The organism is Neolewinella agarilytica (genome assembly GCF_900110645.1).
In the GTDB taxonomy this organism is placed as follows: Bacteria; Bacteroidota; Bacteroidia; order Chitinophagales; family Saprospiraceae; genus Neolewinella; species Neolewinella agarilytica.
The window spans coordinates 26,983-41,101 of the sequence record NZ_FOFB01000014.1 but is presented as its reverse complement, the minus strand read 5'-3'; the positions used below and the strand labels follow the sequence as shown (position 1 = coordinate 41,101).

The following is a 14,119-nucleotide window of genomic DNA, read 5'->3' as shown; positions in this document are numbered from 1 at the left end:
GTAGCACTTACCTTTAGCCCCCAAAGTTCAGTCCTTGTCCATTATTCTCCACGAAAATTTACGCCTCCCCGGTGAATGGGGCCTTTGGCACATTACCGAATCCGAAGCTTGGCTTCGGGAGAACGTTGAGTTGCACCCGGCAGAATTGGAAAATCTGGCGCTGATTAAGGGAGAAGGCCGTCGGCGGGAGTTTCTCGCCGCCCGCATTCTACTGCACTTCATGAGCGGCCGTGCCGAACGGGGTGCTCTGCTTAAGGATGAATGTGGCAAGCCCCATCTGCAGGACTCAACCTTCCACGTATCCATCAGTCATACCGTCAACTACGCAGCGGCTATTGCCCACCCGAATCTTTGTGGCATTGACGTGCAGCGGTTTGTGCCGCGCATCCGCAGACTGGCCGATAAGTACATCGGAGCAGAGGAAAAGCAGCAGCTTTTGCCCGATCATGAGCTAATACAGCACCACATTATCTGGGCGGCCAAAGAAGCCGTTTATAAAGCCTACGGCCGACGGCAACTGGATTTCCGGGAGCATATATTTATTGACTTCGAAGGGTATAAGCCGAACAAGACCACAGCTTCTGCCCTGCTCAAAAAAGACGACTGGGAAATATTCTTCGACCTTGATTTTCGGGTCTACGAAGACTTTGTGTTGGTAGGCGCAGTGGAGCGTACTTTCCCGGTGCCTCCCTTATCCTGATGCTGCCGGTTGCCGGCAGGGCTGGCCGCGGGCATTTTATTGCGGCTTGAACCAACTGGCATATTTCAGATAAGCACCCGCAATTCGCTCAATCGTATCCGCTCGTTGAGCGGGGTCCAGGTCTTTAATCTTTTTGGCCGGTACACCAGCATAAACGGAGTTGGCCTCACAGCGCATTCCGGCGGGAACAACCGCGCCCGCGCCAATGATGACGTTGGACTCTACCACCGCATCGTCCATCACGATGGCCCCCATGCCAATCAGTACGGAATCATGGATCACACAACCATGCACGATCGCACGGTGACCGATGCTGACGTCATTGCCAATCGTGGTGGCTGCCCGCTCGTAGGTGCAGTGAATGCAAGCGCCATCCTGAATATTGACCCGATCACCGATGGTAATGGCGTTCACATCCGCACGGATGACGGCGGTGAACCAAACGGAGCAATCGTTGCCCATCGTCAGCTCTCCGATGAGGGTAGCATTTTCGGCGATAAAACAGTTCTCCCCATAAGTTGGGGTATGACCACGGACGGGAATAAGGAGCATAAGGAAAAAGGTTAATGGTATACGTCAGGCTACTTCATGACCGCGGCCTGCTTCCAGAATGATGAACCAATCCTGGCGGTCTAACTGTAAATTCAGGGCGAGTCTGGCCTTTTCTAAACGTTTGGGTTTGGTCGTTCCCAAAACGGGATGGCAGCCAACCGGGTGCTGCAGTAGCCAGGCGAGAAGAATCACATCTTCGCCAACATCATCGTACTTGGCGGAGAGGGTTTGAACGGCATCCCGCAGGCGCAGGACGGCGGTGCCTTCGCCATTAAAGTACTTGGCTCCGCCAATCGGGCTCCAGATCATGGGTCGGATATCTGCCGTGAGCAACTGATCAAAAGTGCCGTCAAAGAGGCAGTCAGTATGCAGCGCATTACACTCTACCTGATTGGTCACAAGGGAAGTACAATCCGCCAGCAGCTCAAACTGGCTGGGGGTAAAGTTGCTAACCCCAAAGTGACGAACCTTCCCTGATTCCTTCAGGTGCTGGAAGGCTTCAGCAACTTCAGCCGGGTGCATGAGTGGATCGGGGCGGTGAATAAGCAGCAGGTCGAGGTAGTCCGTCTGCAGGTTTTTCAGGCTTCGTTCGGCAGACGCAATGATGTGCGCACGGCTACTGTCGTAGCTCTTTACGCGGATGTCCGGCCGGCGATGAGTCTTCAGGTTGATGCCACACTTGGTTACTAACTGCATTTGGGCGCGGACGCTGGTGCCCAGTTGGTTCAGGGCTTCACCGAAAGTCTCCTCCGTTGAGTAATGCCCGTAGATGTCAGCATGGTCGAAGGTCGTTATACCCAAACCAAGGCAATGCTGAATAAGGTCCGCCATTTTATTGGCGGAATAGTCTACTCCCCATTCTCCCCAGGTCATTGTCCCGGCCACCAGTCTGGATAATGAAGGACCGGAAGGAGATATTTTAACTTGTTCGATGCTCATGCCCGTAAAGGTAATCGGAGCCACTCAATCCGGTAGGGTTATTAAAGAGTAATCCTCAGGCACGGCGAGTAAATGTCTAAACATTTTGCTGTAGCAAATCTATTTCCGGAGCAGTGTGGCACACAAATTTGACAGTAATTGTCTTTGAAAGGCAAAAAAAGCCGCCTTAAAAAAAGCTGTTGCCCGTACGGCGAGAATGCCCGGTGCCCCTACGCTCACCCTGTAATTTCCGAACTTATTCCTTAGCGCAAAAAGCAGGAACCACGGCAAAAATGGTTGCTGATGATTGTATATTGCGTAATCTGTGTATATTGGACACGGAATTGAGCCACAGCTCCCCTTTTTTGGTGCTTCAGTCGTGGCCTGAGTCTGATTTCCGGCCGTGCCAACTGCGGATATATTTCTTTTCTAAAAAAATCATGCTACATGAAAATCCACCAGCTTATTCTTCCCTTGCTCTTTATTGCTCTCCTTGCATCCTGCGGCAGCGCCCCTAAAACCGGTAGTTCAGGAGACATTGAATCCGCTATGGTAAAAGCACTGCAATGGCAGGAAGCCAACCCGATCTACGCAAAAGATCCGACGGACTGGACGAACGGCGCCTACTACACGGGGGTGGCCCGAGCTTATGAATCCACCAAAAACCCTGTCTTTTTGCAGGCCATCGAAGATATGGGCGAGCGCACGGAATGGAAAACCTGGGAGCGCTACTACCACGCTGACGACGTGGCCATCTCTTACTCCTACCTGACGCTGGATGAGTATAAGCCGGGGGTTGTGGATAAAGCCCCGACCGCCAAATGGATCGAAGATCACCTCTACAAAGACCACGAATGGAAGCAGGGCACCCGCAAGGACGATAAGATCATCAACTGGTGGTGGTGCGATGCACTTTTTATGGCTCCTCCAGTACTGGTCAAGTGGTCTAACCTGAAAAACGACCGCCGTTACCTGCAGCAGATGCATAAATACTACATGGAAACCTATGACCTGCTCTACGATCAGGAAGAGCATTTATTTGCCCGGGACACCCGATTCGTATGGACCGGCTCCCCCGACGACCGTAAGGGCGATAACGGCAAAAAAATCTTCTGGAGCCGGGGCAACGGCTGGGTGATTGGCGGACTGGCGCTGATGCTGGAGGAGATGCCTAAAAACTATGAGCACTACAATTGGTACCTGAACCTTTACAAAGAGATGGCGGCAAAGATCAAAGAGATCCAGCCAAAAGACGGCATGTGGCGGGTCAGCCTGCTGGAGCCTGAAGCCTGGCCTCACGGGGAGACCAGTGGCACTGGCTTCTACACCTTTGCCCTGGCCTGGGGAATCAATAACGGCATCCTTGACAAGGGAGAATACGGTGGCGCGGTCAAGAAAGCCTGGAAGGCCCTGACCGAGGTTCAGCAGGCCGACGGCAAAGTAACCTGGGTACAGAACATCGGCTATGACCCCAAACCCGCTTCCGCTGACAGCTGGCAGAACTTCGGCACGGGAGCTTTCCTCATGGCGGGAAGCGAGGTGCGGAAAATGAAGTAAGCCCCGGAAGATGGTGGAAAAAAATCATCACCGTCATCCTAAGAGACCCGTCATGGAATTCGCCACGACGGTGAGATCAGGCCGAAAAGAAGATTGAAAGCACTGTTGAATTTGACCGTAAACCAACCATGCTCAGCTTTTCTGTGTATATTTGACGCAATAAAAAAACAACCACTTATGACTACCCGCTACGGTGTCCACTTTGATCACTTCAAAACCTTTACTACCGATGAAACCCGCCAGGAGTTTCTCGCGGATGATATTTATCAGGAGGGCAAAGTGGAATTGATCTACTCGCACTACGACCGATTCATTTTCGGGATGGCCGTCCCGACCGTCAAGTCACTGGATCTGCCCAATGATGATGACCTGCGGGCGGCGTATTTTCTGGAACGCCGGGAACTCGGCGTGCTTAACCTCGGTGGTGCCGGTTCGGTGACCGTTGACGGTACGACCTACGAACTCGGCCGGTTTGACTGCCTCTACGTGAGCCGGGGCAGCCAATCGGTCAGCTTCAGCAGTGTTGCCGCCGGTGAGCCGGCGAAATTCTACCTCAACTCTGCTCCTGCCCACCGGGAATACCCCACCACGAAGTACACCCAAAGCCAGGCCAACAAGGTGGAGCTCGGTGATGAGGAACACGCCAACAAACGGGTCCTCTTTCAGTACATCCACGAAGATGGCATCAAAAGCTGTCAGCTGGTGATGGGCTTCACGGAATTGATTCCCGGGAACATCTGGAATACCTTCCCACCACACACCCACGAGCGGAGAATGGAGGTCTACCTCTACTTTGACATCCCCGGTGACAACCTGGTGATGCACTTCATGGGTAAACCCGATGAAACCCGCCACATCGCCGTGCGCAACTTCGAGGCCGTCATCTCTCCGCCCTGGAGTATCCACAGTGGTGCCGGCACGGCTGCTTACCGCTTCGTGTGGGGAATGGCCGGTGAGAACCAATCGTTTACGGATATGGACGGAGCGCCGTTGGGGACGGTGAGGTAAGGGGGGCCAAGTTGCAGGTTGCGGGTTGCGGGTTGTGGGTTGCAAGTTGTGGGTTGCAGGTTGCGGGTTGCGGGTTGCAGGTTGCGGGTTGCCAATTAAAAATCAGGGAGTGGATACTCCTTTAAAACAAGAGTACAAAGAATGATCTTAGATCAATTTAATCTGGCCGGAAAGACGGCAATAGTTACGGGTTGCAAACGCGGCATTGGTTTTGCCATGGCCGTTGGGCTGGCGGAAGCCGGTGCGAACATCATCGGTGTATCGGCCAGCCTGGAGGCTTCGGGCTCCGAAATTGAAAAAGCAGTGACTGCTTTGGGGAGAACCTTCAAAGCCTACCAGTGTGATTTCAGCGATCGGGAGGCGCTTTACGCCTTCATCGAAAAGACTAAATCAGCGGACGGCACGCCTGACATACTGGTCAACAACGCCGGCACCATCCTCCGGGAACCCGCCGCGACGCACTCCGACGAATACTGGGACAAAGTGATTGAGGTAAACCAGTCTGCCCAGTTTATCCTTGCGCGGGAATTTGGCCGCGACATGGTGGCCCGTGGCAGCGGGAAGATCATCTTCACGGCTTCCCTGCTCACCTTCCAGGGCGGGATCACCGTACCTGGGTATGCTGCCTCCAAAGGAGCTATCGGACAACTGACGATGGCCCTCTCCAACGAGTGGGCCGGAAAGGGTGTACAGGTAAATGCCCTCGCACCGGGTTATATTGCGACCGATAATACCCAGGCACTCCGTGACAATCCCGAAAGAAGTGCCTCCATCCTCGGCCGGATACCGGCCGGGCGCTGGGGGGACCCACAGGATTTCAAGGGGCCAACTGTCTTCCTGGCCAGCTCCGCCGCCGACTACGTCAGTGGCGCCGTACTGCTCGTGGATGGCGGTTGGATGGGTCGATAATAACCCGTAAACGCTTCCGCATGAATCCTCCCAGCACTACTCAGGTAACCACCCGTAGCCATTCCGTAGCCCTAACGGCAGATTGTGCCATCTTCGGATATTCTGATGATTCCCTGCGGGTGCTGCTCGTAAGGCGGGCAGTAGAGCCCTTCAAGGGGTTCTGGGTATTGCCGGGAGGAGCCATGCAACAAGACGAAACGCTTAGAGGAACGGCCGACCGACTGCTGCGGGACCTCGTAAACGTAGAGAATATTCCCATCCGTCAGGTAGGGACTTACAGCGCCTTGAAGCGCCACCCCATCCGCCGGGTAGTAACAACCTCTTACTATGCTCTGGTGAGCCCGGACGATCACGACCCCATCGCCCGTGAACACCTGGATCAGGTGATGTGGTGCTCGATGGACAAACTCCCGGAGCTTGGCTTCGACCACCGGGAAATTCTGGACGATGCCTACGAAAAGCTGAAGGACGAACTGCGCCAACAGCCCCTGGCCTTCCATCTGTTGCCCGAAAGCTTTACCCTGAAAGAAGCCCAGGAGGTGTATGAATCCATTCTGGGTGAAGATCTTGACCGGCGAAACTTCCGCCGGAAGATTCTTGCTTATGACTTCCTGATTAATACGGAGGAGAAAAAACCTGGTATTAAGGGAGGTCCGGAGCTTTATCGAATTGATGACAGTAAACTAGAAAATCATTTGCAATGAACCGCTTTGCTTCCTTAGCCCTCCTTTGCACCTGCGGCCTCGCCCTCTTGTTCTTCTCCTGCGAAAGCTCCCCCGATGCTTCTGCTACAGAATCGGAAACCGACACGGAAGCAATCGTTCAACGTACTAACATTCGCCTGGCTAAACGCAATGCGAATGACGAATTCGTGGAGGGAACCTCCTTCACCCGGGCGCCCGATCATATTGAGCAAATCATGCCCGCCATCTACCAGAACGAAGGACCGGCCTGGGAGAACGAGAACATTGCTTTTCGGATGTACTGGGACCGGCGCAACGGCATCGACATCCACGGCAAAAAAGTCCGGGACATGGTGCTGGACACCGTCGGGCTGGACCGGAACAATTACCACAAAATGTCTGACTGGGGTATGGATGTGCTCAAGGCTGGCAACTCCCTTGGTGCGGGCACCATCGCCCTGATGATTGACGGGGAGGTGCACCGCATCGGTGATGCCCGGGAGGAAAAAGTGCGCATTACCGAGGAGACTGCTGAGCGATCCGGTTTCCTGCTGGAATACCGCGGCTTGGAGATTGCGGGACGAACCCTCGATCTTGACTGGGCCATCAGTATTGAAGCCGGCACCCACCACTATGAATCTGAGGTAACCTTCCGTGGCCTGACCGGTGGAGAAAGCCTCCTCATTGGCATCGTCAATTTGCACTCTGACACCCTGTACACCCTGGAAAAAGAGGATCGCTTCATCGCCTACACCCACGGCCCCCAGGCCGAAGGGGAATATTTCCTCGGCATGGCCGCTTCGGTGGATAAAAGCCTGTACCTGAACACCGGCGAACTGGCTCCTGACGCCCAGCCGGTATCTTCCACCTACTACCTGGAAGCAAAACTGGCCGAAGGCAAGACGACGAGCTATCGCTTTACGGCGGGCTGGGCGCCGGGCCACCCGGCGTTTAAAGACCGGGAGGCTTTTAGTCAGGTCATCCGGTAAAACAAACAACTGCCCCCCTGTTTCCGTAAGAGCAGAAAGTAAACTATTCTGCTTAATGACCTTCCTGTTCCGTTCCTTTATCGATTTTATTAAACGTGACGAGCGCTGGCTGCTGCATACGGTTCTGTTTTTAGTCCTTTGCTACGTCGTTCTGTCCGTATTGGTCGTGATGATGTCAACGACCAGTCTGGATACCGGCATCACTCTCGAACTACAAGAAGACCATTCGCCAGGGCTGGATCGCCTGATGAACATCATCAGTTGGTTTGCCAGTATTCCCGGCGCCCTGTTTACCATGGGCCTGGCAGCACTGGGTTTTCTGTGGCTAAAGAAAAAAACGGAAGCTGTATTCATATTTGCGCCGGTTCTGGTGGTCCCCATTGTTTCCGTGATTAAGCGGATCGTCGACCGGGCTCGTCCGACAGCAGACCTTGTCCGCGTCGTACAGGACTTTAATCATGAGAGTTTTCCCAGCGGACACGTCGTTTTTTATACCGTCCTGTTCGGCACCCTCACTTACCTGATGTATCGCCACAAAGACATCCCCAACGTAGTCAGAGGTCTCGTTTCGCTGCTGAGTATTACCCTCATTCTCAGCGTTCCTTTTTCCAGGATGTACCTGGGGGCGCATTGGTTTACGGACGTTATGGCCGGCTTCTTTCTGGGCTGCATATTACTCATTGGCCTGATCCTGTGGTACGACCGGATCAAGGCAAACAGGGGCATTTCGTGGTATTGACAGGGCTCAATGATGGCGTGACCGCAGCTGCTGGTTGTTTTTTTCAAAGCAGGGTGGCCCAGGATTCATTACTTTCGCCAGGCTACCTGCTTAAGCAACAGAAAAATGAAATACCTCCACCTCGCCGTTACTGCCCTCTTCCTACTTTGTGCCTACTGGCAACTGAATGACCCGGACTGGAACCAATGGGTGGCGGCCTATGGCATTGTTGCCTTCATCTCCGTACGGGCTTTTTTCGGTGGCCTGCGGCCAATTGTGGCCGCTCTACCGGCCATAGCACTCTTTGCCTGGTGGTGCAGCTACATCCCGGAATTTGCGCAGTGGCTCAGCGATGGCATGCCCACCATTACCGGCTCCATGAAAGCCGAGTCTCCCCACGTTGAACTAACGCGGGAATTTTTCGGACTGCTCATCTGCTGGGGAACACTGGCGTATTATGTTTGGTGGAGCTGGCGGCAGGAGCGGCTGGCAGAATGATTGAGGTTTTGGGGGCGCGGGCCCGCAGGTGCGGGGGAAGGATGGAGAGCAGGGCAATGATTTTCCCGGCTGACCGCCGAAGGCAGACGCGAAGCGCACCCAGGGCTGTGTTACGAAGTTCTGCGAACTATTTCTTAGCCGCCTACAGCTTGAACGCTTTCTCAATCATGCCTAAGCAACTGTTTCACCCTTTTACGAAGTCTTTTAGTGTGGTTGGAATTTCCCGCTCAATCTTTCGACTAATCTCAGCCTGCCCCTTTCTAGGATGAATGGTAGTATACCCATCGAACGCCATACCCACAATGCGCCGCTTAGCGGTAATGAAATAGTGCATTGGGTTGCCGAGCAGGCCCAGGAGGCGGCTGTCTTTTTCGAAGTCGGCTGATTTTCGGGGTTGGTCGTCAAACAGGATAACGACATTGTCGTTAAAGCCTTCCAGTAATTCGGTAGTGTGAGGCTTAGTCGGTGTGGGGAGTAAAACGAAGGAGATGACCTCGTCGGCAAATTCACGCGCAACGGTATTGATGGCGTCCATATACCTGGCACAGAGCCTGCACTCATAAGAGAAGGTGTAAATCACGAAGGGGAGTTCCATTACGCCCAGATTCCAGACGTTCCCGTCACGATCAACGAGGTAGGAGGCCGTTACCTCTTGGCCAACAACGGATAGAGTTATAGAGTCCCTTAGTAGAGTCGCAGCCTCTGTATATCCTTTTCCGCTTTTCTCCAGATCAAAGTACCTTTTCTGCATGGCACTTTTGATCGGCCCAATGTCTTCAACCGTGCGGATGGGATCGGTTTGGGGCTGGGCGTTGAGGATTAGTATTGGCCACAATGAAAATAATAGGAGGGTTAGTGTTTTCATAGGTATTTTGGGGTAGGCATTTTTGGCACCTGAGCAACTGGAAGCAAAACATTGGTATATTAGGGTGCCTTCACAAATTTAAGGAATTTCACTCCCCAGGGCAATTGCAAGCTCTCCGCCGGGACGCTTGAGGTCCCTTGAGCAAAACTAAGCGGTCCTCGAAGCGTCCTGAAAGGACCTTCGAGCGTCCGCGATAGGCTATTGCAATTGCCCGAGACCCCTCCCGCTAGAAGTAACCAAACTATGTTCCTCAAACACTTCGTCCTTGCCCTTTTCTTTCTTACAAGCCCCACCCTCTCCGCCCAGTTCAACGCCAACTGGGTAACCCACCCACAACTTAAGGGCAGCGAGCAGGCCGTAGTGCTCTTCCGCACCACCTTTGAGCTGGAAGGAATGCCCGATAGCTTCCCGATTGATATTTCAGCCGACGCGCACTTCCGCCTCCACGTAAACGGCGAATGGGTAAGTTGGGGCCCACAGCTTGGCGATATCCAGCACTGGCGATACGACCATCATGATTTGTTACCTCACCTGAAACCCGGAGAAAACACCATCGGCATCGAGGTTTTCAACTGGGGCCATTACCGCCTTTTTGGCATGGAGAGTGTGCGGACGGCGCTCATCGTTCAGGGCTACGGTCCTTCGGCTTTCCTCACCACCCAGCGGGGCAAAAAAAACTACCAGTGCACGCTGGACACCGGCATCCGGGGGAAGCAGATTCGCTGGCGATACGACGACCGCGACATCATCGGCGGGCTCTACGCCAACAACCCAACCGACAGCCTGATGGCCAGTGGCCATCACTGGAGCTGGCTCGAAGACGGTTTTCCCGAGGGCAGCTGGTATTACCCCGAATTTGTGGAATGGGGCCACCTGCGGAAAAACGGCGGAGCCTTCCTCTGGATGCTCGAACCCCGAACAACCCCAGCACAACAACGAAGGCCCCAGGCATTCAAAGCGCTGCGCTATTCTCCCGCCGGAGTCGGCTTACCCAAAGGCTGGTTCCTCGGCCGGCAGAGCGTGGAGCTGCCCGCTAATGGCAGCTATCGCTTCCTGCTCGACATGGGAGAAGTAACCCTCGGCTTCCCTACCCTCCGCTGGAGTGGTGGAAAGGGTAGTATCATTACCTATACCTGGGCCGAAAATCTCTTTAACCCCGATAAAACCAAACCGCAACGCGACGAAGTAGAGGGCAAAATCGTGAAGGGCTACTTCGATACCGTCCTGCCCGACGGTGGCCAGAACCGTAGCTACATCCCCAGTTGGTACCGGACGCTGCGTTACCTCGAAATCCGGGTAGAGGTAAAAGACGAACCGTTGCTACTTCGTGCCCCGACTTTCGAACGTGTCACCAGCAGCATCCCACTGACCGCCAGCTGGCAGAGCGACGATCAGGACCTGGACGAAATCGTGGACATGAGCATTCGCACCGTTGAGATCTGCACTCAGGATTATTACCTCAGTGATGCCTACTACGAAACGATGCAATACATCGGCGACACCAAAATTCAGGCCCCCGTCTGGGAACTATACACCGGTGACCAGCGACACACCCGCAATGCTCTGATGGATTTCCATCGCGGCCGTAACGAAAACGGCGTACTCAAATCCGCCTACCCCAACCGCTACCAATTTTACCATTCGACCTATTCGCTGGTGTGGGTGGATATGGTTTACGACTATTTCCAACGCTCGGGGGACACGACCTTTGTGCGGCAATTTTTGCCGGGCATTGCCCATACGCTGAGCTACTTCGATGGCCATTTCAACCGGGAGACCGGCTACCTTGAAGGTATACCCTACTGGCCCTTCATCGATTGGTACGTGGGGGCGGAGCAGATGGGGATGGCTCCCGGGGCCAATGCAGACCGGTCCACCCCGGTCAGCCTGCACTACGCCCAGGCACTGGGTAGTGCGGCGGCCTTGTCTGACGCGCTAAACGTTGACAACAGCTCCGCCGCCTACTGGCGCGGGCAGCGGGAGCGTATGATTAAGACCCTGCGCGAACGCTGCTACAACCCCGAGCGCAAGCTCCTCGCCGAACGGCCCGACCAAAGCTACTACGATCAGCACAGCAGCATACTCGGCATCCTGCTCGACGTTATTCCGGAGGAAGACCAGGAGCAGGCCCTCGAAAAATTACTACGGGAAGAAGGTCTGGGGCAGGCCACCTACTACTATCGCTACTATCTGTTCGCTGCGCTGGAAAAGCTGGATCGCGCCGATCTGTTCCGCGAAGTGCTGCAGCCCTGGCTTATTCTTCGGGATCAGGGGGCAACGACGCTGGTAGAACGGTTTGAAGACGACCGTAAGCCAACTCGTTCCGAGGCGCACCCCTGGGGGGCGTCGCCGGCACTGTTCACCTACCGCCTGCTGGCGGGTATCAGCCCGGACAAACACCAGGACGGCATTCACATGTCTCCAGCTTTCGGCCACCTCAAACAGATGAAGGGCTATTGCCCGGTGCAGGGACCGGACGCTGGCGTTGGCTTTGACTTACGGCTGGAAGATGGGGGGCTGCGGGGTAGCATCCGGGCCGACCGGGTTCCGGTCAGGTTCAGTTGGGGCGGGCATGAGTTGGTGGCGCGGCCGGGAGGGACGCTAAGGATTGATTTAAAACGGCGGGAATAACCCATTTCCTCCACAACACCTTGCCTCCAAAATTTCCATTGCACCTGCGGCCGCGCCCAAAAACGGGTACATCTGTACTTGTACCCGAAAAGCCGGTGAACGCGTCCTCAACAGTACGCCAAAAGTCAAAACTCCAACAATCGCCCCACCCCTTTCCGAAGCCGTTTCTCCACATCAGGCTCCCTTTTTTTCAGGATTATTTTCGCTCCCTTTCGGGGATGAATATATGCCTGTCCTCCTCCTCGGTTAAGGCCGACGATTCGTCGCTTGCCCGTAATGTAATGCGTGATGGGGTAACCAATGAGCCCCAGTAAGCGGGGATCGTCGGGCATGGAATAGGGGTCCCGGAAGTGATCGTCAAAAAGGATGACAACATCATCATTAAACCGTTCCATCATTGCCAGACCATCCGCTTCCGGCGTAGGCATCAGGACAAAGGTGACCACCTCATCCGCGAAAGCCGTAGCGACGGAATTGATGGCGTCGACGTAATGCTCGCAGTGTCCACAATTCAGAAAGAATGTATGAATAATAAAGGGTTGGTCCATCACGCCCAGGTTCCAGACAGCGCCCTTACGGTCTACCAGATAGGAAGGCGTCACCTCCTGCCCGAGCAGGGCAAGCAGCAGGGAATCCCGGTTGTAATCGGTGGCAGCAGCATTTTCGCCAGCCTGCATCAATTCCCTGGCCTTCTGCGCGTAGGCATTGGTTTGTGGCGTGATGTTTTCGACCGTACGGATGGGATCCGTTTGTGGCTGGCCAAAAAGGGGAGGCACCAGCAAAAAGAGCAGGCAGATCAGTTGGGCGCGGACGCGGGTGCAGAGAAAAAACGCGGAAGCAAAGAATGGCTGAAGCATAGTTGTTAAAGGGTTAGGGCAGTTGTAAAACGATGAACACAAAGAAATGCTTTCGGCACAAGGATGCCAAATGATTGCTGCGCAACAGCCGCAAAACACGAAAGTCGCCTGCCGACAACGCGTAACTCTTGCTTCCCAGGCAAGAACATCTTACGGAGGCCTGCCGTACAACTAAATGCACCAACACCGCAAACTATGTCTGCACCAGATTTTTCCCGGCTGAAAGCCATTTACGTAAACTGTACGCTGAAGCCCTCACCCACTAAGAGTCATACGGAGGGCCTGATGCGGGTCTCCAGCAACATCATGAAGAATGAAGGTGTGGACGTTGAGTTCATCCGACTGGTCGACCACGACGTAGCCCCCGGCGTTCAGCCCGACATGACGGAACACGGCGCAGAAAAGGACGAATGGCCAGCGCTGTTTGAGCGCATTTTTGCCGCAGACATACTGGTTATCGGCACGCCCATCTGGCTGGGCGAAAAGTCATCCATTGCCACCAGGCTGGTGGAGCGGATTTATGCGCAATCCGGTCAACGAAATGATAAGGGACAGTACCTTTTCTACGGCAAGGTTGGAGGCTGCATCATCACCGGCAACGAAGACGGTGTGAAGCACTGTGCCATGGGCTTGCTGTATTCTCTACAGCACGTTGGTTACAGCATTCCGCCGCAGGCAGATTGTGGCTGGATCGGGGAAGTAGGCCCCGGCCCCAGCTACCTGGATGAGGAATCCAACGCCCAGGAAAACGACTTCACCAACCGGAACACGACCTTCATGACCTATAACCTCCTGCACCTGGCTAATATGCTGAAGCAGCAAGGAGGCTACCCTGCTTACGGCAACTCTAAGGAAGACTGGGATGGGGGAAGCCGCTGGGGCTTCAGCAACCCGGAGTACCGGTAATCAAGGATCATTAACATCCAATAGTATTGCGGATTTCAACGGTAACAGGTAGGTAGTCCGCAGCAGGGAATGAGGTGGCTTTACCACTGATTTTGCAGCGGCTTTGTGTGTCCAAAGCAGGTTTTTGCCTCTTACGAACTTCTCTCCTCCAACTCCTCCACTCCTCCGGCTCCTTTGGAGAAAGGTCACGTTAATACCTCGCCATCAGCCACTGAGCAACCTGTTTTTCCGGAGGAGCGGGAGGAGAAGAGGAGATGGAGGAGAGACTTTCAAATGGGCTTTAATCAGGCTTTGGGGTAGAACTACCTGGAACTACTTTCGGGTACAA

Annotated in this window: 14 protein-coding genes; 10 read left to right on the top strand and 4 right to left on the bottom strand. The window is 54.4% G+C overall.

The window, feature by feature from the left end; translation table 11 throughout:
* The first annotated feature begins 34 nt into the window (after window positions 1-34).
* The gene (locus BM123_RS13280; RefSeq protein ID WP_090169286.1) at window positions 35-700 is read left to right on the top strand and encodes a 4'-phosphopantetheinyl transferase family protein; all 666 of its coding nucleotides are present in this window, start codon (window positions 35-37) and stop codon (window positions 698-700) included.
* 36 nt (window positions 701-736) lie between these two features.
* Here the strand turns inward: BM123_RS13280 and BM123_RS13275 are convergent, their stop codons facing one another.
* Window positions 737-1,252, bottom strand: coding sequence for a gamma carbonic anhydrase family protein (locus BM123_RS13275; RefSeq protein ID WP_090169284.1), 516 nt, complete (start codon window positions 1,250-1,252; stop codon window positions 737-739).
* 24 nt (window positions 1,253-1,276) lie between these two features.
* Window positions 1,277-2,191: an aldo/keto reductase gene (locus tag BM123_RS13270; RefSeq protein ID WP_090169282.1), complete on the bottom strand. Its 915-nt coding sequence runs from the start codon at window positions 2,189-2,191 to the stop codon at window positions 1,277-1,279.
* Window positions 2,192-2,617: 426 nt separating this feature from the next.
* Here BM123_RS13270 and BM123_RS13265 point away from each other — a divergent pair, with 426 nt between their 5' ends.
* From BM123_RS13265 to BM123_RS13235, 7 genes are all read left to right on the top strand, one after another.
* Window positions 2,618-3,727, top strand: coding sequence for a glycoside hydrolase family 88/105 protein (locus BM123_RS13265; protein WP_090169280.1), 1,110 nt, complete (start codon window positions 2,618-2,620; stop codon window positions 3,725-3,727).
* Window positions 3,728-3,904: 177 nt separating this feature from the next.
* On the top strand, window positions 3,905-4,735 hold the full coding sequence (gene kduI, locus BM123_RS13260; protein WP_090169278.1) for a 5-dehydro-4-deoxy-D-glucuronate isomerase: 831 nt from the start codon (window positions 3,905-3,907) through the stop codon (window positions 4,733-4,735).
* 144 nt (window positions 4,736-4,879) lie between these two features.
* On the top strand, window positions 4,880-5,644 hold the full coding sequence (locus BM123_RS13255) for an SDR family oxidoreductase (RefSeq protein ID WP_175489388.1): 765 nt from the start codon (window positions 4,880-4,882) through the stop codon (window positions 5,642-5,644).
* A 20-nt stretch (window positions 5,645-5,664) separates the two neighbouring features.
* Window positions 5,665-6,348, top strand: a complete 684-nt coding sequence (locus BM123_RS13250) for an NUDIX hydrolase (protein ID WP_090169275.1) — start codon at window positions 5,665-5,667, stop codon at window positions 6,346-6,348.
* The gene (locus BM123_RS13245; protein ID WP_090169273.1) at window positions 6,345-7,316 is read left to right on the top strand and encodes a DUF4861 family protein; all 972 of its coding nucleotides are present in this window, start codon (window positions 6,345-6,347) and stop codon (window positions 7,314-7,316) included. Before BM123_RS13250 ends, BM123_RS13245 begins: the two co-directional genes overlap by 4 nt.
* A gap of 55 nt (window positions 7,317-7,371) precedes the next feature.
* Complete coding sequence (locus BM123_RS13240; protein ID WP_090169272.1) at window positions 7,372-8,055, top strand: phosphatase PAP2 family protein; 684 nt, start codon at window positions 7,372-7,374, stop codon at window positions 8,053-8,055.
* Between the two features lie 105 nt (window positions 8,056-8,160).
* Complete coding sequence (locus BM123_RS13235; protein ID WP_090169270.1) at window positions 8,161-8,532, top strand: transmembrane 220 family protein; 372 nt, start codon at window positions 8,161-8,163, stop codon at window positions 8,530-8,532.
* A gap of 184 nt (window positions 8,533-8,716) precedes the next feature.
* On the opposite strand, the gene BM123_RS13230 is transcribed toward BM123_RS13235, so the two are convergent.
* On the bottom strand, window positions 8,717-9,397 hold the full coding sequence (locus BM123_RS13230) for a hypothetical protein (RefSeq protein ID WP_090169268.1): 681 nt from the start codon (window positions 9,395-9,397) through the stop codon (window positions 8,717-8,719).
* A 243-nt stretch (window positions 9,398-9,640) separates the two neighbouring features.
* On the opposite strand from BM123_RS13230, the gene BM123_RS13225 reads away from it, so the two are divergent.
* Window positions 9,641-12,028, top strand: coding sequence for an alpha-L-rhamnosidase-related protein (locus BM123_RS13225; RefSeq protein ID WP_090169267.1), 2,388 nt, complete (start codon window positions 9,641-9,643; stop codon window positions 12,026-12,028).
* 125 nt (window positions 12,029-12,153) lie between these two features.
* On the opposite strand, the gene BM123_RS13220 is transcribed toward BM123_RS13225, so the two are convergent.
* A complete protein-coding gene (locus BM123_RS13220) occupies window positions 12,154-12,885 on the bottom strand; it encodes a hypothetical protein (RefSeq protein ID WP_090169265.1) in 732 nt (243 codons plus the stop codon).
* A gap of 195 nt (window positions 12,886-13,080) precedes the next feature.
* Here BM123_RS13220 and BM123_RS13215 point away from each other — a divergent pair, with 195 nt between their 5' ends.
* Window positions 13,081-13,791, top strand: a complete 711-nt coding sequence (locus BM123_RS13215) for a flavodoxin family protein (RefSeq protein WP_090169263.1) — start codon at window positions 13,081-13,083, stop codon at window positions 13,789-13,791.
* The last annotated feature ends 328 nt before the right edge of the window (window positions 13,792-14,119 follow it).

What these genes read in the sequence shown, in the direction of transcription:
- BM123_RS13275 (WP_090169284.1), bottom strand. Translation starts at nt 1,252, where the DNA reads ATGCTCCTTATTCCCGTCCGTGGTCATACCCCAACTTATGGGGAGAAC.
- BM123_RS13270 (WP_090169282.1), bottom strand. Translation starts at nt 2,191, where the DNA reads ATGAGCATCGAACAAGTTAAAATATCTCCTTCCGGTCCTTCATTATCC.
- BM123_RS13265 (WP_090169280.1), top strand. Translation starts at nt 2,618, where the DNA reads ATGAAAATCCACCAGCTTATTCTTCCCTTGCTCTTTATTGCTCTCCTT.
- kduI (WP_090169278.1), top strand. Translation starts at nt 3,905, where the DNA reads ATGACTACCCGCTACGGTGTCCACTTTGATCACTTCAAAACCTTTACT.
- BM123_RS13250 (WP_090169275.1), top strand. Translation starts at nt 5,665, where the DNA reads ATGAATCCTCCCAGCACTACTCAGGTAACCACCCGTAGCCATTCCGTA.
- BM123_RS13245 (WP_090169273.1), top strand. Translation starts at nt 6,345, where the DNA reads ATGAACCGCTTTGCTTCCTTAGCCCTCCTTTGCACCTGCGGCCTCGCC.
- BM123_RS13240 (WP_090169272.1), top strand. Translation starts at nt 7,372, where the DNA reads ATGACCTTCCTGTTCCGTTCCTTTATCGATTTTATTAAACGTGACGAG.
- BM123_RS13235 (WP_090169270.1), top strand. Translation starts at nt 8,161, where the DNA reads ATGAAATACCTCCACCTCGCCGTTACTGCCCTCTTCCTACTTTGTGCC.
- BM123_RS13230 (WP_090169268.1), bottom strand. Translation starts at nt 9,397, where the DNA reads ATGAAAACACTAACCCTCCTATTATTTTCATTGTGGCCAATACTAATC.
- BM123_RS13225 (WP_090169267.1), top strand. Translation starts at nt 9,641, where the DNA reads ATGTTCCTCAAACACTTCGTCCTTGCCCTTTTCTTTCTTACAAGCCCC.
- BM123_RS13220 (WP_090169265.1), bottom strand. Translation starts at nt 12,885, where the DNA reads ATGCTTCAGCCATTCTTTGCTTCCGCGTTTTTTCTCTGCACCCGCGTC.
- BM123_RS13215 (WP_090169263.1), top strand. Translation starts at nt 13,081, where the DNA reads ATGTCTGCACCAGATTTTTCCCGGCTGAAAGCCATTTACGTAAACTGT.